Raw genomic sequence first — 21,569 nt, forward strand, 5'->3', positions numbered from 1 at the left:
TGATCTGCAATCGGCTTGACCGATCGCAGATCATGCGTTCACGACGTTTCGATCGACGTCGTGCGCGCCACGGCGTTGGCGTGACTGGTTTGCGCGCCTTTACCGACCGAGGCTTCTTTCAATGCGGCCAGACGGGCCGGCAGGAAGGGGTAGATCAGCGTCTGGAATGCGCCGGCGCCGAGGACACCGCCGACTAGCGGGCCGACGATCGGCACCCACCAGTAGTTGTCGGGCGAGGGCAAGGCAGACGTGCTCCAACCGGCAAAGTAGGCGAATAACCGCGGTCCGAAGTCCCGCGCCGGGTTCAACGCCCATGCTTCCAAATATCCCATCGAACCACCGATCAGCGCGACCAGCAGACCGATCATCAAGGCGCTGGTATTGCCTTGCGGCGCGACCTCGTTGAATTTCTCGGTAATCGCAAAAATACCGAATATCAGCAATGCCGTCAGGATGATTTCATCGACGAGCGCATGCATCGGCGTGATCGCCAGACCCGGATGGGTAAAGAACACGCCGGCCGCGCCGCCGTCGGCACGCGTCAGCGAATGCGCCGCGTTGAAGTGATCGATCACCGGCCCGAACAGCAATAGCACCACCGCCGCCCCGATAAAACCGCCAACCACCTGCGCGACCCAATACGGCAGTAGTTTCTTGGCCGGAAAGCCGCGAAACAGAACAAGGGCGAGAGTGACGGCGGGATTCGCATGCGTGCCGGAAATGGATCCGGTGACATAGATGGCGATCATCACGGCCAGGCCCCAGCACATGGCGACGCCCCAATACGCGTTCAGATAAGGGCTCGGATCGTACAGCACGTACATCGCGGCGACGGAGTCCCCGAAGGCGATGATGATGAAAACCGCAACGGCTTCCGAAATCAATTCGCCGATGAAGCGTCGGCGTGCAAAGGTCGTTTCCACGGATGTCTCCTAAATACGGGTATGGTTATTTTTTTACAAAAAACATCAGGAGTCCTTTTGAATCCTGATTGTTTTTTTCAGGCATCACGCGGTCACATGTCACGCGATGCCTGCTCTCCTTGAGGGTTTATCGCTTGTTGGCGCCTTTATTGGCCCATGTGATGGTGGCGTCGACCGCGCGATGCCACTCCGTCACGTAGTGATCGCACTGCGTCGGATCCATCTTCGGCTCGAACGCCAGATCCTGTTTCCATTGCTTTTTGATCGTCTCGATATCGTCCCAGTAACCGGTTGCAAGACCCGCCAGGTAGGCGGCGCCCAATGCGGTGGTTTCCGTGACTGTGGGGCGAACCGTCGGCGCACCGAGCAAATCGGCCTGGAATTGCATCAACAGATTGTTCGACGCGGCACCGCCGTCGACGCGCAGTTCGGGGATCTTGATGCCCGAATCGGTCTCCATCGCACGCAGCACGTCCAGCGATTGATAGGCGATGCTTTCCAATGCGGCACGGGCGACGTGGCCGTCCTGCGAATCCCGTGTCAGACCGAAGATCGTGCCGCGGGCGTCCGCTTGCCAGTGCGGCGCGCCCAGGCCGGTGAAGGCGGGGACCAGATACACGTCGCCATTGTCCTTGACCGATGCGGCCAACGGCTCGACACCGCGCGAATGCGTGATGAGCTTCAAACCGTCACGCAGCCATTGCACCACGGCGCCGCCGATGAAAATACTGCCTTCGAGCGCATAGTCCACACGGTCGCCGATCTTCCATGCGATGGTCGTGACCAGATTGTTCTTCGATTCGATCGGTTTCTCGCCGGTGTTCATGACGAGGAAACAGCCCGTGCCGTAAGTGTTCTTCACCATGCCCGGCTCCGTGCACATCTGACCGAACAGCGCGGCGTGCTGGTCGCCGGCGATACCCGCCAACGGAATCTTCGAGGCAAAGACATCGTTGGTCTTGCCGTAGATCTCGGACGAACTGCGCACTTCGGGCAACATCGCTTCCGGGATGTTGAACAGTTTCAGTAGTTCCTTGTCCCATTCCTGCGTGTGGATATTGAACAGCATCGTCCGCGACGCATTGGTGATATCGGTTACATGACACTCGCCTTTCGTGAACTTCCACATCAGCCAGCTGTCCACAGTGCCGAACGCCAGCTCGCCGCGTTCGGCTTTTGCCTGCAGCGACTTCTCGTTATCGAGGATCCAACGGATCTTCGTCGCCGAAAAATAAGAGTCGATCGGCAGGCCGGTCTTTGCCCGGACCATTTCGTCGTACTTCTGCGCTTTCAATTCATCGCAGAACTTGGCGGTGCGGCGGTCCTGCCAGACGATGGCGCGATAGACCGGCTTGCCGGTCGTGCGATCCCAGACGATGGTGGTCTCGCGTTGATTCGTGATACCGATTGCATGCACGTCGGCGCTGGTCAGGTTCACCCGCGTCAGCGCTTCCGTTGCCACGCCGGCTTGTGACGACCAGATCTCATCCGGGTCGTGCTCCACCCATCCGCTTTGCGGGAAAAATTGGGTGAATTCGCGCTGCGCGCTCGAGACGACCTTGCCCTCATGGTCGAACAGCATCGCCCGCGAGCTCGTCGTGCCTTGATCGAGCGCGAGGATATAGCCCTTTTGCAGTTCCATTGTCTTCTCCATCATCTGTCGTTATCGGTGTTATCGATGTGTACCGTATTGCATCGCGTCGCCGCGATGTTTGTCAGGCCTGCACCTCTGAAGGGTGCATTTCCGAAGAGGCGTCCAAAGGCAGATCGCCGGACCCATTGCGCCCGCTGACATACGCCGGCAGAACAGGCGAATCGGATGCGGGGGTGGCCGCGAGTGCGCTCGCACCGCCGGCACGCCCGGCAAACCATTCCGTTAGCGTGTCGGCATCCGCCGCCGAGCACTGTAAGCCCAGTTTCGTCCTGCGCCACAGCACGTCCTGCGCGGTGCGAGCCCATTCGTGCGTCCAGAGGTACGCGAGTTCGGCTTCGTACAATCCGGGCGTCCATTCCTTGCCGAGGTCGGTCATGGTCTTTGCCTCACCCAGCACCGCGGCGATCCGCGTGCCATAGGTTCTGGCGTAACGGTGCGACAGCGCCGGCGTCAGCCAGGGATGACGTCGACGGACGTCACCGAGGAAGGCGGCAAAGTCCGCACCGGGGATATCGCCACCGGGCAGCGTTTCCGTTTCGGTTGTCGATGCGCCTTGGATGCCAAGGGGCGCGGCCAATCGGTCCACCGCTTCTTCGGCCAGCTTGCGGAAGGTCGTGATCTTGCCACCGAAGACGGACAGCAGCGGCGCCTGGCCTGCGGGAGCATCTAGATCGAGGCGGTAGTCACGCGTGACGGCGGACGGATTATCGCTCGCTTCCTCGAGCAGCGGCCGCACACCGGCGTAGCTCCAGACGGCGTCCTTGGGGGAAATCGATTGCTTGAAGTAGCGGTTGACCGAGTCGCACAGGTAACGCACTTCTTCGTCGCTGATTCGGACGCCGTTGACTGCTTCGGGATCGGCGCCCATCTGAACATCGGTGGTGCCGATCAGCGTGAAGTCGCCCTGATAGGGAATCGCGAAAATGATCCGCTTGTCCGGATTCTGGAAGATATACGCGTGATCGTGATCGAACAGCTTGCGGGTGACGATATGGCTGCCCTTGACGAGGCGCACGCGATGGCTCGCCGGACTGCCTTCGACGACGTCGCGCAGCAGGTGATCGACCCACGGACCGGCGGCGTTGGCGATACCGCGAGCGCGCAACACCGTGGTCTCGATGCCGCCGTCGGCGCCCGCGCTTTCCAACACCGCTTCCCAGCGCGGGCCGGCGGCCGTGCTGACCCGGCGCGCGGTACTGAGGCGCGTGCGCGTCAGGATCCGCGCGCCCTTATCGGCTGCGGCCTTGGCATTCAATACGACCAGGCGCGCGTCGTCGACCCACGCATCCGAGTAGATGAAGCCACGTTTGATCGAATCCACCAATGGGGCGCCGACGGCGGAGTTCCGCATCGACACGCCGGTGGAGCCGGGCAGGAATTCACGCTTTGCTAGGTGATCGTAGAGAAAGAGCCCGGCGCGGATCATCCATGCGGGCCGCAGATCGGGTTGATGCGGCATGACGAAGCGCAGCGGCCAGATGATGTGCGGTGCGCTTTTCAGCAGGACTTCGCGTTCCTGCAAGGCCTTGCGGACCAGGGAAAACTCGTAGTACTCGAGGTAGCGCAAGCCGCCATGGATCAATTTCGTGCTGGACGACGATGTGTGCGAGGCGAGATCGTCCTTTTCGCAGAGCACCACGCGTTGACCACGGCCCGCCGCGTCGCGCGCGATGCCGACGCCATTGATGCCGCCGCCGACGACCAGCAGATCGACGTCCTGAGACGGCGTATCGGCCAAAGCGAGCGTTTGGGCGGTGCTGGCCGCCGTCTGTCGTTGCTGTTGCGCTGTTGCGTGCATTGTCATTTCCACCGTTCCACAAAGTCCGGCTAGCGATGGGTGCAGGCCGCGCCATCGTCTTCGACTTCGCCGACTGGGCCGCCCCTTACTCACGCGAAGGATTCGCGCCGTAAGCCGTTACATCGGCTTCGAATCTTGCGCCGAGGTTGGGCAAGGCCGATGCAGCCTGCCTTTCTTTCACCACTGCTGAACCGGACGAGGTTCGTGTTAGGACATAACGTGCGGTCGAATGCGCATGAAATGTTCGTTAACGAAAATATAAAGTCCGAATGCGAAAATAGAAAATAGAGAAATGCAATTCTCTCTATCGTTGCAATAGCATAAAACTATGCTACCCCGCGAACCGGTGCCGGGACCCAAGGGAGACACATGATGGAAGGGGGGAGGATCAGGAGGCGACGAAAACCTGGGTTCCGGCTGCGTCGAAGATGTCGCGCATCGCGGCGGGCGGCGCTTGATCGGTGAAGAAAGCGTCGATGCGGGACATGTCCGCAACGCGCATCAAGGCGGAGCGGCCGAATTTCGAGCGATCGGCCACGAGGAACACCTGGCGCGCGTTCTCGATGATCGTCGCGGTGACGCGGACTTCCCGCGTATCGAAGTCGCGCAGTGTCCCGTCGGCTTCGATTCCGGACACGCCGATCACGGCGAAATCCACTTTGAATTGCTTGAAGAAATCGGCGGTCATTTCGCCGACGATCCCACGGTCCCACGGGCGGACGGTGCCACCCGCGATCATGACCTCGCAATCGCGGTAATCGCACATTGCGCTGGCAACGTGCGGATTGTTCGTGACGACCCGCAGTCCTTCGTGGCGGGCCAGCGCATGCGCGACTTCTTCGGTCGTCGTTCCCAGATTGACGAAGAGGGAAGCTTGATGCGGTATATGCGTCGCCACCAATTGGGCTATGCGGCGCTTTTCATCGCGGAACATCTGTTGCCGCGCGGTGTAGGCGACATTTTCCGCGCTGGTTGGCAGGCTGGCGCCCCCATGGTGCCGACGCAGCAAGTTCTGCGTGGCCAATTGGTTAACATCGCGGCGAATCGTCTGATGGGTGACGCCGAGCACCCGCGCCAATTCGTCGACGGTCACGAAACCATCGCGCTTCAGCAATTCCAAAAGCGCCTGCTGCCGCGGATGCAGCGTGAAGCTGGACTGCGATGCAAGCCCGGATGGGCTGTTGCCTTCCGTCGACAGCGGCACCGGGGCGTCGCTGACAGGGAGGGGAGGCGCCGCCGATGGGCGCGAGTGAAAAGCGTCGTCTGAATTCACAGAGTTCTCAAGGACAGACGGCAAGTCCGAAAAATGTGTTGCGGCCGCCTGTTTAAATAGGCGCCGGCAATCGGTGAAAAATCGGCGCCTCCGTTATTGTAAGAGACCCCGATGCGTTTCCGGGAACGCGTCATACGAGTGGAACCGGTTTTCCCCTTTCAACACCCGAATGAAAGGCGCATCAATCAGACGTTTGTTAGTTACACGTAAGGTTTGCGCGGTTTGAGACTCGCTCGCGAAGTCCTTATGTAGCAAGGCTGTGGCATTCATACACGCTTACAAGCGCAACGAAAATTGACTTGTGATCGCCGGAGAAATCCGCTAGTCAAACGTGTAAAATCAGCGCTGGTAATTGGCATTGGCCGGCGGTGCGTGACAAGCCGTCGCGTATTTTGGAGGAATGTGCGGCGATTTGACGCACGCTGGCCGAGGTAATAATCAATTTCCGCATTTTTCAGTGTAAAAATGTCGCAGGTGGAGTTATTCTCTGCGCACTTCCATTCATGGGGCTCGGGCCGCGACGTGCGACCCTGGGTATCGGAGAGGCCGGTGAAATATTTGAAAGAAAGGGGCGCGCCAAAGTTGGCGGGACTCCTATCCAGTAGCTTGATATTGGGACTGTCGGGGTGCAGCAGTGGCATCCTCGATCCGAAGGGCAGCATTGGGGTCCAGGAAAAGCATCTGATCGCCATTTCCACGTGGGCAATGCTGATCGTTGTGATTCCAGTGATCTTCCTGTCACTGTATTTCGCGTGGAAATACCGAGCGACGAATAAGTCCGCTGAGTACCGTCCTAGCTGGGCGCACTCGACGACCATCGAAATCGTCATCTGGACCATCCCGACGATCATCATTGCGTACCTGGCGTACCTGACATGGGTGACCAGCCATTCCCTCGATCCGTACAAACCGCTTGAATCCAGCACGCCGCCATTGGAAGTGCAGGTTGTAGCGTTGGATTGGAAGTGGCTGTTCATCTATCCGAAGGAAGGTGTGGCGACGGTGAACCAGGTGGCGTTCCCGATCAATACGCCGGTCAACTTCGAGATCACGTCTGACTCGGTGATGAATGCGTTCTTCATCCCGCAGCTTGGCGGCATGATCTACGCGATGGCCGGCATGCACACGAAGCTGCACCTGGATGCGCATGAAGCAGGCGATTACGCTGGCTTGTCGGCGAACTTCAGCGGCCGTGGCTTCTCGGACATGAAGTTCCGTGCACTGGCGCTATCGCAGTCGGATTACGACGCCTGGGTACAAAAGGTCAAGTCGTCGAGCGGTAGCGCACTGAGCTTCGATTCCTTCAAGGAACTCGCGAAGCCCAGCGAAGCGAACCCGGTGCAGTACTACCCGACGGTGCAGGGCGATGTATTTGGTCAGATTCTGGCGCAATACAACGTCGGCGGGAATCATATGGGCATGAAGATGGGCGAGCCGGAAGCGCAGAAGGGCATGGAAGGCATGAAAATGCCGGAAGCGCCTGCTGCAGCCTCGGCTCCCAGGGGATAAAGCATGTTTGGAAAACTTACACTAGCGGATATTCCGTATAACGTGCCCATCGTGGCCGGTGTCGGTATCGTCATTATTTTGGGTGGCCTCGCCTTACTGGCCCTCATCACGTATTACAAGAAGTGGACCTACCTCTGGAAAGAGTGGATCACCACGGTCGACCACAAGAAGCTGGGCGTGATGTACATCATCGTCGCCCTGGTCATGTTGATTCGCGGTTTCTCCGACGCGATCATGATGCGTTCGCAGTTGGCGATTGCCTACGATGCCCCGGGGTATCTGCCGCCACACCACTACGACCAGATCTTCTCGGCGCACGGCGTCATCATGATTTTCTTCATGGCGATGACGTTCATGATCGGCCTGATGAATATCGTCGTGCCGCTGCAGATCGGCGCACGTGACGTGGCCTTCCCGTTCCTGAACTCGATGAGCTTCTGGATGACGGCATCGGCCGTGATCCTGATCAACGCGTCGTTGTTGATCGGCGAGTTCGCACAGACGGGTTGGTTGGCCTATCCGCCGCTGTCGGAGCTGCAGTTCAGTCCGGGTGTGGGGGTGGACTACTACATCTGGGCCTTGCAGATATCGGGGGTGGGAACGCTCCTGACCGGTGTGAACTTCTTCGTCACGATCGTCAAGATGCGTGCGCCGGGCATGACGTACTTCAAGCTGCCGGTGTTTACGTGGACGGCGCTGTGTACGAACGTGCTGATCATGCTGGCCTTCCCGATCCTGACCGTGACGCTGGCGTTGCTGGGACTGGACCGTTATCTGGGTATGCACTTCTTCACCAATGACGGTGGCGGCAACCAGATGTTGTACCTGAACCTGATCTGGGCATGGGGTCACCCCGAGGTGTACATCCTGATCCTGCCAGCGTTCGGTATTTTCTCGGAAGTTGTATCGACCTTCGCGCGCAAGCCGTTGTTCGGTTACAAGACGATGGTGTACGCGACCTGCTCGATCATGGTCCTGTCGTTCGTCGTGTGGCTGCACCACTTCTTCACGATGGGTTCGGGCGCGGACGTCAACGCGTTCTTCGGTATCACGACGATGATCATCGCGATCCCGACGGGCGTGAAGATCTTCAACTGGCTGTTCACGATCTACAAGGGTCGCGTGCAATACCATCCGTCGATCCTCTGGACGATCGGCTTCATGGTGACGTTCACGATCGGCGGTATGACGGGCGTGATGCTCGCGATCCCGGGCGCGGACTTCGTGCTGCACAACTCCTTGTTCCTGATCGCTCACTTCCACAACGTGATTATCGGCGGCGTGGTGTTCGGTTACCTGGCGGGCTTCTCGTACTGGTTCCCGAAGGCATTCGGCTTCAAGCTGAACGAAAAGTGGGGCAAGGCTGCATTCTGGTTCTGGCTGGTGGGCTTCTACGTCGCCTTCATGCCGCTGTACGTGCTGGGCTTCATGGGTGCAACGCGCCGTATGAACCACTACGACAATCCGGAATGGCATCCGTGGATGATCATCGCCTTCATCGGCGCGGTGCTGGTGCTGTGCGGCATCATCTGCCAACTGGTGCAGATCTATGTTTCGATCCGCGACCGTGATCTGCCGGGCAACCGTGACTTCACGGGTGACCCGTGGAATGGCCGTACGCTGGAGTGGGCCACGGCTTCGCCGCCGCCGTCGTACAACTTCGCGGTCATCCCGCACGTGGAAGAGCTGGATCACTTCCACCATGCCAAGCAACACGTGAAGGAAACCACGCCGCCGGTGTACACGGACATTCATATGCCGCGTAACACGTCGACCGGCTTCCTGATCGGCATGTTCGCCACGGCGATGGGTTTCGGCGCGATCTGGTACATGTGGTGGATGATGATTGCCGGTTTCCTGGGCATCGTGGTCGTGGCGATCGTTCGCTGCTCGGACAACGACATCGATTTCTACATTCCGGCGTCTGAAGTGAAGGCGACCGAAGAGGCGATTGCACGACGCGTCGCCATGGCGGAGGCAAACTGATGTCGAATGCACATCAAAGCACCGGACCGGCCGCAACGGCGGCGGGTCTGGCTGCGGAACACGAAGAGCATCACGATCACAGCGGCACGACGACGTTCGGTTTCTGGCTGTACCTGATGACCGACTGTATTCTGTTCGGCACGCTGTTCGCCGTGTTCGCTGTGATGCACAACGAATACGCCGGCGGTCCGGGACCGAAGGAATTGTTCGATCTAAAGGGCGTGGCCATTGAAACGGCCGCACTGCTGCTCAGCTCGATCACGTACGGTTTTGCGATGCTCTGCGGTCACAAGGGCAACCGTGCCGGCGTGATGGGCTGGTTGCTCGTGACGCTGTTGTTGGGTATTTCCTTCGTGTCGCTGGAAGTGCACGAGTTCATCGGCCTGATCGCTGAGGGTCATGGTCCGGACAAGAGCGCTTTCCTGTCCTCGTTCTTCACGCTGGTGGCGACGCACGGTATCCACGTGACGCTGGGTATGGTGTGGATGGTCGTGATGATGTTCCAAGTGATGGGCAAGAACGGTTTGAACGAACGCGTCATGACGCGCTTGTCCTGCCTTAGCTTGTTCTGGCACTTCCTGGACGTCATCTGGATCTGCGTTTTCACCTTCGTTTATCTCGTGAGCATGGTCTGATGGCGAATACGAATACTCACTCCCACGACGGACACGGCGCCGGTGGCGAAGGCCACGGTAGCTACAAGTCCTACATCATCGGTTTCATTTTCTCGGTGATCCTGACCGCGCTGTCGTTCGGCGTCGTCATGGGCGATATGTTCTCGGCAGGCACGGCAGTGCCGGTGCTGGCGATCCTGGCGCTGGTCCAGGTGCTGGTCCACCTGACGTACTTCCTCCATATGGATGCCTCGTCGTCGCAACGTTGGAATGTGGTCGCCTTCGTTTTCACCGTCTTGACGGCCGCGATCGTCATCGGTGGTTCGATCTGGATCATGCACAACGTGGCAACGAACATGATGCTGCGTTAAAGCCTGCCCGATCGCGGCCGCCGTGTTCCACGGCGCCGCTTGAAACGGCATGCGAAGCCCTGTAGACCAATCGGTCTACAGGGCTTCTTCCGTTTACGGGCATGGCGGCGGGCGGGGGGCGGGAGGAGCGGGAGCGTCCGATGCAAAGTGGATCGCGCGTGCTTCGCGTCATGGTCGGCCTTTGCGCGTCTCGCGTCTCATCGATGACCGATCAATGTAATGATGCGACTCGATCAGGGTATTCCTGACATCGCACGGTCCATATTGGCAGGCGAGCGGTGAAAGCGGTTCCGTTAGTCCTCTTCTTAATCATAGGTAGTACACATGTCCGATTCCATTTCGGCCGGTCTGATGACATCCCAGGTATTCGCGGCGTTTGGCGGCGATCTGATCGAGGACACCTCCTCCGTCAAGGTCGCCGCAGCGCCGGCGGCGTCCGGTTTTTCCCAAAGCGAGCAGACCGACCTGACCCGGTCGTTGGTCCTTACCGACGGCGAGAATCGGACGGCCAGCGCGTTGCGCGCCCTTCCGACGTCGTTGGAGGACGGTATTTTCACCATTGGCTTTTGCGGTACCGGATCGAACGCGCGTGACGCCGGCACGGACAAAAACTACTTCAACGGCGAGATGGTATCGACCTTGTTGCGCCATACGGCCGGCAACGAATTCGTGAACAAGCTCACCGTGGACGGTCCCGGAAGCGGAAATTTGATGGCGGGGCACGCGTTTGCGACATTCAGCAAGCATCATGACGTGGTCGCGCAGCTCACCGGGCGTGGGCTCGAACAACATGCCGCGCATGCGATGCAAGTATTGGTCGGCAAGTCGGCACGTCAGTTCGGTGACGAGCCGGCGCTGCAGCCTACCGGTTTCACGGCGATGACGACGTTGCTGGGTGAACGGCTGGGGGCGCTGATCGGCCTGGGTACCACGGCGCAGGACATCGCTGAAGCGCGTGCACAGATTCAAGGCCTCGAGGCGATGATCCGAGACAACCGGGATCATCCGATTCATCGCGTGAATGTCGTGGCATGGAGCCGCGGTTCCGCGTGCGCGCACATCTTCGCGCATCTGCTGAACGATAATCCGACCTTGCGCGATATCGAAGTGCGGCTGGTCTGCATCGATCCCGTCGCAGGCCCGGGGAACCACTCGGCGAATGTGTTGACGGTGCCGAGCAATGTGCGCGAGGCGGTGTATTACACGGCGGAAGACGAGCGCTCGTTCTTTTTCGAAACCTTCCATGTCCGGCGTCAGTCGATCGAGAACACGCGAACGTCATTTCATCGGGTATCCGGCAATCACGCGATGGTCGTCGGCAATATCACCGCGTTGCCGGGCACGCCCGAAGTGGCGACAGCGGTGGCCGAGACCATGCGCATGTGCGTTGCCGATCAGCTGCGTCAATGGGGCAGTGATATCCGCGAGACCGTGGAAGGGTCGGCAACGCGGATTGCGAAGATGGACACGCAGCGCCTGGTCGAAATGAAGGCGCTGATTCGAGAAGGGAAGCAGGGCGGTGCATTCGCGCCCTTGCACCAAACCGGCTATGCCGCCGGTCTGACGCACGCGGAGAAGAAGATATGGGTGACCGAGACCGGGTATGCCGTGCAATCGGACGATGCCCTCAGCCGTTCGACCATTGTCAATGACGCCATGGCGGCCAGCATGCTGCCGTTCGCCGATGAGACGCCGGTGCCGTGGTTGCACAGCGTTGCGGCAAAGGTGTGGACCGGCATCAAAAGCGTGGCCAACACGATCGGATCCTGGCTGAGCGCGCCATTCGGATCTTGGGGAGCGCGCACGCTGTAAGGCGTCGAGCCGCATTGATCAAAAGCGCTTGCCGCTGTTTGCGATGGCGTTAAAACGCCCATGACACCGTCGTCATGGGCGTTTTGCCGTTTATCAGAAGCGCATTATTGAGGAAAGATACCTGTTTCCAGGTATGGTTGTGTGCGCAACTGGATGCGACGATCGGTGGTATCGGAATGCAGGCGATGCCTCTGGCGTAGTACCACGCGTCGGCGCATGCGGGCGGGGTGGAAACCGTTCTGTGCATTCCCACGTCATTCAATCCGACCGGGATGCCGCGTATGTCGATCCAATCTCTTCTTGGCGGCTATCAGCCGCATTTTGACTTACCGGAGCCGGCAGAAGGCGCCAACGCCACGGCGTCGATTGCCGATGACGATGCGCCGGCCGAGCAATCCGCCTTGCCCACGGCGCGGGCGCCCGAGCGCTATCCGGGCCTCGCCAATGCCAGTCGCGTCTTCACGATCGGATTTTGCGGGACCGGCTCGAATTCGCGGGATGCAGACATCAGCGCGCGGTACGGTAACGGCGAATTGGTCAGTACATTGCTACGACACACCGACGGTGACGAGTACGTCGACAAACTGACCGTCGATGGCCCGGGAAGCGGCAATCACCTGATGGGCAGCGCGTTTACCGATTTTGAGAAACACGCCGATACGATGGGCAAACTGGCCGGTGTCGGCATGGATCAGAATGCGCGTCACGCGATGAAGGTCGTGCTTGGGAAGTCGGAGCGTGTCTTTCCGAGCGAATGCCCGATTGCCGGAGGCGTGAACGGACTCGTTGGCTGGTGTCAGGCGCAATGGCGGGCGCTGACAGGGTTGGGCGGAGAGTCGGCGGAGATCCTCGAGGCGCGTGCGAAAGTGCGGTCCCTGGAAGACCTGATCGCCAATCACCGCGAAGGCGAGATTACGCAGATCAACGTGGTCGCATGGAGTCGCGGCGCCGCGACGGCCCAGCTCTTTGCGAACATGCTCAGCGAGGATCCGGTACTCAGCAAGATCGATGTCCGTATGGTGGCGATCGATCCGGTGGCCGGGCCCGCGAATCATGGCGCGAATGTCATGACGATCGCGCCGAATGTGAAGGAGTTGATCGTCTACACGGCACGGAACGAACGCTCCTATTTTTTCGAGACATTCCTGCCGACAAATAATGAAGGCCGTATGGACGATGCGACGTGGGTCCGCCCGATGGCCGGAAACCACGCGATGCTGGTAGGGGGGCACAAAAAAGGGGCCTTCGACACGGGGCTCGCCGAGGCGGTAGGCAGTGGTATGCGGATGCGCGTCGCCGATCATCTGCGTCAGTGGGGAAGCGTCATCAACGAGACGATCCCAGGCGCCGCGACTACGGTGCCGATGATGAACGCGCAGCGCCTGGACGAGATTCAGACACAGATCGATCGCGCTAGTGAGGCGGGCACCTTCGATGTGCTGCATCGAAGCGGCTATGCCGGGATCCTGACGCATCTGTTCGACAAGGTCTATGCGACGAAAGATGCGTTCGTGAGACTGCCCACCCGGCACGAAGGCGACGGTTTATATCAGTGGTCCGATCTCAAGAACAGCACCGTCGAAACATGGCATCCCTGGTTGAGCAGTGCCGCTTATCGCGTAGCGGAAACGGTTCGATCGATCGTGGGCGCGTTGCTACCGTCCCAGACGGCCCTCAGCCAGCATGTGACGCAGTTGGTCTAAGCTCGCGTCAGACGTTTGTAACGGGCAAAAAAAATCCCGGCGCCAGGCCGGGAGGGTGGGATCGATTTGGGAATCGATCCGTCATGCTGTCACGCGCGATGGAATGCGCGACGACCTGTTTGCCCGGGCTTCGCAATCCATCCAAAGCCCGGGCAAACATCCCAATTAGAAGCGGTGACGCAGACCGACGGTCACGGCGACTTGGTTGCCCGTCGACGACGGCGACGACGTACCGATCGCAGCGCGGTTAGCGTAGTTCACGCCGGTAGCCGCGTTGTTACCCAGGCTGCCCGTTGCCTTCTGATACACGCCTTCCAGGTACACGTCGGTGCGCTTGCTCAGCGAGTAATCGCTTTGCAGCGACACTTGTTGCCACTTCGGCGAACCCGTACCGCCAAAGCCGCTGGCCTTGCCGTCCGTGAACGTGTAGGCAGCCGACAGGTTCAACGCCGGCGTCAACGCGTAACGGCCGTTCACTTCGTAGTTGCTCAGGTGCAGGTTCGAACCGTTCAGGCCACCGAAGGTCGTGCCGCCCAGTTCAACGCCGCCCAGACCATCCAGGTGCGTGTTCGTGTACACGAAGCCGAGCGTTGCCGGGCCGAACGTGTAGTTCAAGCCAGCACCGAACGTACGTTGCAGGTTTGCTGCAACCGTTGCCGAACCATTACCCAGCGACGTTGCGCCGGTCGTGTTCGTGCCGCCGTTGTTCAACTGCAAGTACGACGCGGCTGCCGACAGCGGGCCGTTGTTGTACGACACGCCTGCGCTGTAAGCCCGGTTGTTCGAGAAGCCGTTGGCTTGGTTGCTGAAACCGTACAAGCCACCGAATTCGAAGCCGTAGTAGTTGGCGCTACGATACTTGACGGCGTTCTTGATCGACGAGATCGCGTCCAGGTCATCGTTGTTCAGCGGGTGAGCAGCCAGGTTGTTGCCATAGCCTTGACCCGTAGCCGACAGCGGGCCCAGGAAGTCCACAGCCGAGCTGTACTGGCGACCCAGCGTCAGCGTACCGTACTGATCGCTCTTCAGGCCGACATAGGCTTGACGGTTGAATTGCGAACCCGATTCGTGGCTAGCGCCGTTGTTCAGGTTGAAGCCATCTTCCAACGTGAAGATCGCATGCAGACCGCCGCCCAGGTCTTCATTGCCGCGCAGACCCCAGTACGTGTTCGAAACGTTACCGCTGCCTTCCGAATAGCTGGCGCCAGTGCCGGCATTGTTCAGGTACACCAGACCTGCGTCCAGCGTGCCATACAGCGTGACGCTGCTTTGCGCGTGAGCGTTGATCGCGAAAGCGGAGGCGCCAGCCAGTGCGGCAGCCATCAGGGTCTTCTTCATGGTCTCTCCAGAATCTAATTAAACGAATGCTTTGTAAGGAATCGTGAGATGTGATGACGGCGCGCCGAAACGGGGGCATCGGCCTACACGTATCAAAATTCCACGACTACTTCTCGATACATCGGGACCGAGTGTAGAAGACCCTGGCTCATGTGACACGCCAATTACTGCAACAATCTATTGTTGGTGTTTTTCCACAACGACGGTAAAAGCATCTAATTTGCTGTCAATTACCTTCTATTTACGTTCGACTGTAACGCGATGTTACGGTCGCCATCCGTCAATGCTTTGTTGTTTTTATGCTTCGATGTGCCGCGGTGCACCGCTAAGTTGCTGTATATGTGTAAAAAAAATACCACGTCAATACAAGGGAATACCCGTAAAGATGGCAGTCCGAAGTGAATCTTTATTTCATTTTCCGAAAAGCGTTACGGTAAATAACGGTGCCTGCTCTCTGACGTGAGGCGAGATGTAAGGAAAGTTTTGGAGATTTTGTTACGACTTGGGGTTGCGATATCGCGAAGTGTGGTCTATTAGCACGCCGTGCTATTTTTTAGTTGCAAAACACGGGTATTGTGTGCTTCCGCGAATGCGGAAAGGTGCGCCGGACGATCGACGAAGAAAAGGAGGGGCGTATGGGGAGAGACAAAAGAAAAAGGGCCTAGCCGAAGCTAGACCCTTTTTATATCTTGGTAGGCCCTGCGAGACTCGAACTCGCGACCAACGGATTAAAAGTCCGCTGCTCTACCAACTGAGCTAAGGACCCAAGAGAGTCGCAGATTATAGGTAGGCAACGCGATGTTGTCAAGACATTTCGCGAGAACCCCGGTAAAAACCGGAGCGAACGCGGAAACTAACCGAATGTCCCGCGCTCGTCCCGTCCGATACCGTCTACCGCGACGCCTTTACCCGCTTTACTTCAGCTTGGAGAGGCGATCTTGTGCCGTCGTCGCCGAAGGCGTGCCGGCATATTGACTCACCACTTGCTGCAGCGTCTTCTTCGCCGCGGCGCGCTCGTTTTGCTCCGCCTGGTTCGTCGCTATCTGCAGCAGCGCATCAGGCGCGCGCGGATGCGTCGGATAGTTGTCGACCACTTGCTTCAACGTGGCATTCGACTTCTTGTAGTCACGCAACGCATAGTAGGCGTTGCCGAGCCAGAACAGGGCGGTGGGGCGATAGGGGCTCTGCGGATAGGCATCGGCGAAGTCGCTGAATGCCGAGCTCGCACCCTTGTAGTCGCCACTGCGGAACTGCTGGAGCGCGGCGTTGAACTTGGTCGATTCGCCCGGTTGCACCGTGCCCTGGACGCCGTCGACCGTTTGCTGCTGCGGTTCGAATTTCTTCAGGCGACCATCGAGATCCGAGTAGTAATCCTTCTCCGTCTGCTGCACGGTGGTGAGCTGATTCTGGAGATCTTCATTTTGACCGCGAACCTGCGCGACTTGCTGGTTCAGCTGGTCGTTGCGATTCTGTAGGTCGATGACCGCGCGCTGGGCGGCGGACAATTGCGCATTCGTATTATCGAGGCGTTGACGCAGGTCTAAGATGGCCTTGCGTGCTTCGTCGTCGCTGAAAGCGTGGGCCGGCGCTGCGGACAGCGCGCCCCACGCGAGCAGCGCAACGAAAGCCGTCCGGGCTATGCCCCTCGTGGACGGGGGCGTGAACGAGTTTCGTTGCATTGGTTTTTTTATTGATAGATCAGATCAGCACGGCGGTCTTGTGCATACGCGTCTTCACCGTCACCCGATGCCTTGGTCTTGCCCAGGCTGACGGATTCGATTTGCGATTGCGGCACGCCCAGCGTTTCCAGCACGCGCGCTACAGCAGCAGCACGCTTCTGGCCCAGTGCCAGATTGTACTCTTCCGTACCGCGCGGGTCGGTATTGCCTTGGACCAGAACGTGACGTTCCGGATGACCCTTCAGGTAGTCGGCGTGGGCTTGCAGCACTTGTTGGTACTGATCGCTCACCGTGTAGCTGTCGAAATCGAAATACACGCTGCGCTTGGCCAGCGGGCTGTTCGGATCGTTCAACGGATCCACGTTCACTTGTTGCACGGCATTCGGATTAGGCTGCGTGCCATAACCCGCGCCACCGGCGTTAGCGTCCTTGTCCATCTTGACGCCCGAATGACAAGCGGCGAGCAGGCCAACCAGGCCGACAATCGCAGCACCACGAAGCTGACGAACCATTTTTACTTCTCCTTTTTGTGTTATTGCATGAATGGACCCCAGGACGGCGCGCTCACTGCGCCGCCCCGAACCGACAGAACCTGCCTAATCCGACCGTCTGTCGACACGGCCGCCAGCACACCACGCCCCCCAACCTCAGTGGCGTACAAAATGTACTGCCCATTGGCCGCGAAACTAGGCGAGTCGTCATGGTTGGTATCGGTGACGGCTGTCACTTCACCGGTGCTGAGATCTTGAACGTACAACTTGTAGCCACCGCCGCTACGGCCGATATAGGCCAGCGTCTTGCCATCCGGGCTGAGCCGGGGGCTGGTGTTATAGCTACCCTTGAACGTGACGCGCTGCGCGTTGCCCCCGCCGGCAGACATCTTATAGATCTGAGGTTCGCCGCCACGGTCGCTGGTGAAATAAATCCACTGGCCGTCCGGCGAATAGGTCGGTTCGGTATCGATCGTCGGTCCATTCGACAAGCGGCGTAGCCCCGAGCCGTCGATGTTGACCGCGTAGATCTGGGTGTGGCCCGGCAAGGAGAGCGCCACCGCGAGGTGTTGCCCATCCGGTGCCCACGCCGGCGCACTATTGTCGCCTTTTTGGTTCGCTACGATCGTCCGGCGTCCAGTCGGCAGGTCATGCACGAATACCACCGGCTTCTTCCGTTCGAACGAAACGTATGCCACCTTGGTGCCGTTCGGCGACCAGGTTGGCGAAATGATCGGTTCCGGGCTCGACAACGCGATATTCGCGTCCTGACCATCGGAGTCGGAAATCTGCAGTTGATAACGGCCGCCCGACTTGATCACATACGACAGTCGGGTCGCGAACACGCCGCGCACGCCCAGCAATTTCTCGTAGATATAGTCCGCAACCTTGTGCGCGCTCATCCGCAGGCCGCTGGCCGGGCTGACGAGCGACAGGCCGCCTAGGCTTTGCTGGCTTTGCGTGTCGTAGAGGCGGAAGCGCACATCGAACTGTCCATTCGACAACGGCGTCACGCTACCCGAGACGTAGGCATTGGCGCCACGCGCTTTCCAGCTGCCCAGATCGACCGAGTCGGTTTCCGCTACCGGCGTCGGGCCGGCGTCGATATTCGAGAAGCGACCGCTGCGCGCCAGATCCGCCCGGATAATCGCGGCGATCTGCTGCGGCGAAGCGGTTTCGCCCTTGAAGTTCGCCACCGCGATCGGGTAGAGGTTCGAACCGACGCCGGCAATATCGATAGTCAATTGCGCATGCGCGGCAGCGGCGCCCGCTAGGAAAAATCCTGCGACGATTGCTTTGAGGCCGAATTTATCAACTAATTTCATAGACTTGGAAACGTGTACCTGCTTTGGTTGCTATCTTCGTGAAATAGGACGCTGCTTACCCTAGCACGAGTCGTACCCGCTTGTTGTACCCGCCCATCCCGGCGCGCTTATTATTTCGCATCATTCGGGCGCATCCGCACATTAAATGTTCGTGGCGCCTTACCGTCATCGTCGCGCGGCATCGGATCGGACGCATCGATCGCTTTCAACACGGCATCGTCCCACGCCGGGTTGCCGCTCGATTGCGTCAGATGGCGACTCAAAATCCGGCCATCAGGGGCGCAGACGACATTGATCACCGCCACCGGATTTCCGCCCGTGTTGCCTGCGAAAATGATATTCGGAATGACACGACGACGCACTTTGTCGGCATAGCCGGGCGAGGCATTGCCCGAGCCGGAGCCATTGCCGCTATTCGACGCGCCACCTCCGCTATCCCCACCGGCAGCGGCCATGCCTTGCAATGCCGCCAAACGTGCCTTGCGCGCCTGATCGGCCTGACGTTGGCTCGCTTCCGCGGCTTTGTCCTTTGCCGCCTTCGCAGCGGCCGCCTTTTGCGCCGTCGCTTTATCCGCAGCGGCTTTATCGGCTGCTGCTTTGTCTTGCGCTGCTTTTTCCTCAGCCGCCTTTTCCTGAGCGGCCTTCTGCTGTGCCTTCTCTTGCGCGGCTTTTTCCTGCGCGGCCTTATCGGCGGCGGCCTTCGCCTGTTGCGCCTTGACCTGAGCATCGTGCTTGGCCTGCGCGGCGGCTTCGGCCTTCTGTTGCGCTTGTTGCTGCTGCTTCAACTCGGCTTTCTGCTGGGCCTCGGCTTGCGCCTTCGCCGCGGCGGCGGCCGCAGCGGCAGCAGCCTGTTGCGCCGCTTGACGTTGTTGCTCCGCCGCCAGCGCGGCTTGCTTCGCCGCCTGTTGCTGCTTACGTTTTTTTTCGAGCGCGATCTCGGCGTCCTCATCGGTCGCCGTCGGTGCCGGCGCTGCTGCTTTCGGCGGCGGGGGCGGCGGCGTGTCCGGTTGAGGCGGCTGCGGTTGCGGCGTCGGGGTGCGGCGCGGGGCAGGGGCGTTCAGATCAGGGACTTCGGTCCAGATTTCGGCCTGCACGCCCGAGGAGTCCGACACCGGCCACTGAATCCCGAAATACAGGAAGGCGACCAGCAACAAGTGCATCAGCACCGCGAGCGCAAACGCACGCCAGGTTCCCTTCTCCTCGCGTGGTTCGAAGCGCGGCGATGCCGGCTTGGCCGATGGTGTTACGTTTCTGCTCATTGACTCTTCACGAGCAAGCCGACGCGCTTGACGCCCTGGCTCTTCAATTCAGACATGACGGCCATGACCTTGTCGTATTGCACGGACTTGTCGCCGGCAATGACGACGGGCTCGTCAGGGTGTGTCGGTGTACGTTCCTGCAGAAACGCCGTCAGGTCACGCAAGGTCATCGGCGTTTCCTGCGCGGCGCCGCCGTCGCTCTTATAGCGCACGGACATCGTGCCGTCCGCACGAACGTTGACGATGACCGGCGGTGTCTGCTGCTGTTGCGACGCGCCACCCACGGTGGGCAAGTTCACGACAGCGGGCGTCACCAGCGGTGCCGTCACCATGAAAATAACCAGCAGCACCAACATCACATCGATGTAGGGCACGACATTGATGTCGGACTTTGCCCGGCGGCCACGGCCGCCGCGCATTCCCGATCGCATCGAATCTGCCATCGAATCAGGCTCCTATCTTTCCGGTAATCCGGGCCGTACGTTCAGGACGCCTGGCGTTGCAGAATGTTCGAGAACTCTTCGATGAAGGTCTCGAAACGAATCGCAATCCGGTCGACATCGGTGGCGAAGCGGTTGTACGCCACCACCGCAGGGATCGCGGCAAACAGGCCGATCGCCGTTGCGACCAGCGCTTCGGCAATGCCCGGTGCGACGTTGGCGAGCGTTGCCTGCTGCACGTTCGCGAGCCCGCGGAACGAATTCATGATCCCCCAGACGGTGCCGAACAGACCGATGTACGGGCTGACCGAACCGACCGACGCGAGGTAGGGCAGGTTCAGTTCCAGCACGTCGAGCTCGCGTTGGAACGCGGCACGCATCGCGCGGCGTGAGCCGTCGACGATCGCGGTGGCGTCGCCATGACGTTCCTTGCCTTTCAGGAACTCACGCATGCCGGCTTCGAAGATGCGTTCCAGCGCGCCGATCGAATGGCGATTGTGTGTCGCGCTCTGAAACAAAGCGTTCAAATCGCCACCGGACCAGAAATCGCGTTCGAAGCGCTCGGTTTCCGAGCGAACACGGCGGACCGTCGCCCATTTGCGGAAAATGAATGTCCACGAAATCAAGGACAGGACGAGCAGGAGCGCCATGACCGCTTGCGCGAGAACGCTGGCGTGCAGGACGAGGGAGATGATCGACAGGTCTTCGGTGTTATTCATAGAGCTGGTTCGAGAGGCGGGCATGCCGGCCCGGCGAGTCGCGTTCGCGTACCGGGCCGTTGTCGTGAGTCTGGTCGCCCCGGCCGGTAACGCGTGAAGTAACAGTGCGATTCGCCGGAATGACGGCGCGACAATTTTAGTCCCTGGAAAACGCGGTGGCGTTCGTTATTCGTGATGGAGCGCCGCGACTACAGTATGCGGTAGCCCGGTCGGGCGCAACGTGTTCGCGTTGACGCATGCGACCAGGATCGTTCCGCTACAAAGCCGTTCACCTGAGCGGAATGCGTGTTGTTCGAATTCAACCGAGGCCCGGCCCATTCGCGCCACATGACTTTCAATCCGTAACATGTCATCGAGCCGCGCCGGCGCAAAATAATCGACAGCCGTCCGGCGTACGACAAATAACGTCCCCGTGTCCACGCTCAATCGGCTTTGGTCGATGCCGCCGGCCCGTAACCACTCGGTCCGCGCGCGCTCGAAAAATTTAAGATAATTCGCGTAAAACACGATGCCGCCCGCATCGGTATCTTCATAGTAAATGCGTGTCTGCCAAGCGAACGGGGCGCGTGGCGATGCTGACGAGCGGTGCGGCGACGGTACGGAAATCATGCGCGAATTCTACCCGAACGCCTCGCAGGTAAAAGTGACTTGGAAAATCTTGTTACAAGTTTTCGG

Annotated in this window: 18 protein-coding genes and 1 tRNA gene; 6 read left to right on the top strand and 13 right to left on the bottom strand. The window is 59.6% G+C overall.

Annotation, left to right across the window (positions count from 1 at the left end):
* Window positions 1-38: 38 nt before the first annotated feature.
* The 4 genes from ABEG21_RS05795 to ABEG21_RS05810 form a co-directional block, all read right to left on the bottom strand.
* Window positions 39-923, bottom strand: a complete 885-nt coding sequence (locus tag ABEG21_RS05795) for an MIP/aquaporin family protein (RefSeq protein ID WP_347556285.1) — start codon at window positions 921-923, stop codon at window positions 39-41.
* Between the two features lie 127 nt (window positions 924-1,050).
* Window positions 1,051-2,559: a glycerol kinase GlpK gene (gene glpK, locus ABEG21_RS05800; protein WP_347556648.1), complete on the bottom strand. Its 1,509-nt coding sequence runs from the start codon at window positions 2,557-2,559 to the stop codon at window positions 1,051-1,053.
* 79 nt (window positions 2,560-2,638) lie between these two features.
* The gene (glpD, locus tag ABEG21_RS05805) at window positions 2,639-4,381 is read right to left on the bottom strand and encodes a glycerol-3-phosphate dehydrogenase (protein ID WP_347556286.1); all 1,743 of its coding nucleotides are present in this window, start codon (window positions 4,379-4,381) and stop codon (window positions 2,639-2,641) included.
* Between the two features lie 382 nt (window positions 4,382-4,763).
* Window positions 4,764-5,573 carry a DeoR/GlpR family DNA-binding transcription regulator gene (locus ABEG21_RS05810; protein WP_347556649.1) on the bottom strand — a complete coding sequence of 270 codons (810 nt, stop codon included), beginning with the start codon at window positions 5,571-5,573 and terminating at the stop codon, window positions 4,764-4,766.
* A gap of 633 nt (window positions 5,574-6,206) precedes the next feature.
* Here ABEG21_RS05810 and cyoA point away from each other — a divergent pair.
* The 6 genes from cyoA (at window position 6,207) to ABEG21_RS05840 (ending at window position 13,643) form a co-directional block, all read left to right on the top strand.
* Window positions 6,207-7,157, top strand: a complete 951-nt coding sequence (gene cyoA, locus ABEG21_RS05815) for a ubiquinol oxidase subunit II (protein WP_347556650.1) — start codon at window positions 6,207-6,209, stop codon at window positions 7,155-7,157.
* Window positions 7,158-7,160: 3 nt separating this feature from the next.
* Window positions 7,161-9,143 (top strand): cytochrome o ubiquinol oxidase subunit I, encoded by a 1,983-nt coding sequence (gene cyoB / locus ABEG21_RS05820; protein WP_347556287.1) that lies wholly within the window; start codon window positions 7,161-7,163, stop codon window positions 9,141-9,143.
* Window positions 9,143-9,778, top strand: a complete 636-nt coding sequence (cyoC, locus tag ABEG21_RS05825; RefSeq protein WP_347556288.1) for a cytochrome o ubiquinol oxidase subunit III — start codon at window positions 9,143-9,145, stop codon at window positions 9,776-9,778. The genes cyoB and cyoC overlap by 1 nt, the downstream gene beginning before the upstream one ends.
* A complete protein-coding gene (gene cyoD / locus ABEG21_RS05830) occupies window positions 9,778-10,128 on the top strand; it encodes a cytochrome o ubiquinol oxidase subunit IV (protein ID WP_347556289.1) in 351 nt (116 codons plus the stop codon). Before cyoC ends, cyoD begins: the two co-directional genes overlap by 1 nt.
* 324 nt (window positions 10,129-10,452) lie before the next feature.
* Window positions 10,453-11,940, top strand: a complete 1,488-nt coding sequence (locus tag ABEG21_RS05835) for a hypothetical protein (protein ID WP_347556290.1) — start codon at window positions 10,453-10,455, stop codon at window positions 11,938-11,940.
* Window positions 11,941-12,221: 281 nt separating this feature from the next.
* Window positions 12,222-13,643: a hypothetical protein gene (locus tag ABEG21_RS05840; RefSeq protein ID WP_347556291.1), complete on the top strand. Its 1,422-nt coding sequence runs from the start codon at window positions 12,222-12,224 to the stop codon at window positions 13,641-13,643.
* A 165-nt stretch (window positions 13,644-13,808) separates the two neighbouring features.
* Here the strand turns inward: ABEG21_RS05840 and ABEG21_RS05845 are convergent, their stop codons facing one another.
* The 9 genes from ABEG21_RS05845 to ybgC form a co-directional block, all read right to left on the bottom strand.
* A complete protein-coding gene (locus ABEG21_RS05845) occupies window positions 13,809-14,981 on the bottom strand; it encodes a porin (RefSeq protein ID WP_347556292.1) in 1,173 nt (390 codons plus the stop codon).
* 690 nt (window positions 14,982-15,671) lie between these two features.
* Window positions 15,672-15,747 (bottom strand) — tRNA-Lys (locus tag ABEG21_RS05850).
* 148 nt (window positions 15,748-15,895) lie between these two features.
* A complete protein-coding gene (gene ybgF, locus ABEG21_RS05855) occupies window positions 15,896-16,660 on the bottom strand; it encodes a tol-pal system protein YbgF (protein WP_347556293.1) in 765 nt (254 codons plus the stop codon).
* Window positions 16,661-16,668: 8 nt separating this feature from the next.
* Entirely contained in the window at window positions 16,669-17,172 is a 504-nt protein-coding gene (locus ABEG21_RS05860) for an OmpA family protein (RefSeq protein WP_347556294.1), read from the bottom strand.
* A 20-nt stretch (window positions 17,173-17,192) separates the two neighbouring features.
* Window positions 17,193-18,476, bottom strand: coding sequence for a Tol-Pal system beta propeller repeat protein TolB (gene tolB, locus ABEG21_RS05865; RefSeq protein WP_347556295.1), 1,284 nt, complete (start codon window positions 18,474-18,476; stop codon window positions 17,193-17,195).
* Between the two features lie 110 nt (window positions 18,477-18,586).
* On the bottom strand, window positions 18,587-19,735 hold the full coding sequence (gene tolA, locus ABEG21_RS05870) for a cell envelope integrity protein TolA (protein ID WP_347556296.1): 1,149 nt from the start codon (window positions 19,733-19,735) through the stop codon (window positions 18,587-18,589).
* Window positions 19,732-20,178, bottom strand: coding sequence for a protein TolR (gene tolR, locus ABEG21_RS05875; RefSeq protein ID WP_347556297.1), 447 nt, complete (start codon window positions 20,176-20,178; stop codon window positions 19,732-19,734). The genes tolA and tolR overlap by 4 nt, the downstream gene beginning before the upstream one ends.
* Before the next feature lie 41 nt (window positions 20,179-20,219).
* A complete protein-coding gene (tolQ, locus tag ABEG21_RS05880; RefSeq protein ID WP_347556298.1) occupies window positions 20,220-20,894 on the bottom strand; it encodes a protein TolQ in 675 nt (224 codons plus the stop codon).
* A gap of 165 nt (window positions 20,895-21,059) precedes the next feature.
* Window positions 21,060-21,503 carry a tol-pal system-associated acyl-CoA thioesterase gene (gene ybgC, locus ABEG21_RS05885; protein ID WP_347556299.1) on the bottom strand — a complete coding sequence of 148 codons (444 nt, stop codon included), beginning with the start codon at window positions 21,501-21,503 and terminating at the stop codon, window positions 21,060-21,062.
* Between the last annotated feature and the right edge of the window lie 66 nt (window positions 21,504-21,569).

The sequence above is a fragment of the Robbsia sp. KACC 23696 genome (assembly GCF_039852015.1).
GTDB lineage: Bacteria > Pseudomonadota > Gammaproteobacteria > Burkholderiales > Burkholderiaceae > Robbsia.

Coding starts and splice junctions, on each gene's coding strand:
- ABEG21_RS05845 (WP_347556292.1), bottom strand. CDS start 14,981: ATGAAGAAGACCCTGATGGCTGCCGCACTGGCTGGCGCCTCCGCTTTC.
- cyoD (WP_347556289.1), top strand. CDS start 9,778: ATGGCGAATACGAATACTCACTCCCACGACGGACACGGCGCCGGTGGC.
- tolB (WP_347556295.1), bottom strand. CDS start 18,476: ATGAAATTAGTTGATAAATTCGGCCTCAAAGCAATCGTCGCAGGATTT.
- ybgF (WP_347556293.1), bottom strand. CDS start 16,660: ATGCAACGAAACTCGTTCACGCCCCCGTCCACGAGGGGCATAGCCCGG.
- tolR (WP_347556297.1), bottom strand. CDS start 20,178: ATGGCAGATTCGATGCGATCGGGAATGCGCGGCGGCCGTGGCCGCCGG.
- ABEG21_RS05840 (WP_347556291.1), top strand. CDS start 12,222: ATGTCGATCCAATCTCTTCTTGGCGGCTATCAGCCGCATTTTGACTTA.
- glpD (WP_347556286.1), bottom strand. CDS start 4,381: ATGACAATGCACGCAACAGCGCAACAGCAACGACAGACGGCGGCCAGC.
- ABEG21_RS05835 (WP_347556290.1), top strand. CDS start 10,453: ATGTCCGATTCCATTTCGGCCGGTCTGATGACATCCCAGGTATTCGCG.
- tolQ (WP_347556298.1), bottom strand. CDS start 20,894: ATGAATAACACCGAAGACCTGTCGATCATCTCCCTCGTCCTGCACGCC.
- ABEG21_RS05860 (WP_347556294.1), bottom strand. CDS start 17,172: ATGGTTCGTCAGCTTCGTGGTGCTGCGATTGTCGGCCTGGTTGGCCTG.
- cyoB (WP_347556287.1), top strand. CDS start 7,161: ATGTTTGGAAAACTTACACTAGCGGATATTCCGTATAACGTGCCCATC.
- cyoC (WP_347556288.1), top strand. CDS start 9,143: ATGTCGAATGCACATCAAAGCACCGGACCGGCCGCAACGGCGGCGGGT.
- tolA (WP_347556296.1), bottom strand. CDS start 19,735: ATGAGCAGAAACGTAACACCATCGGCCAAGCCGGCATCGCCGCGCTTC.
- ybgC (WP_347556299.1), bottom strand. CDS start 21,503: ATGATTTCCGTACCGTCGCCGCACCGCTCGTCAGCATCGCCACGCGCC.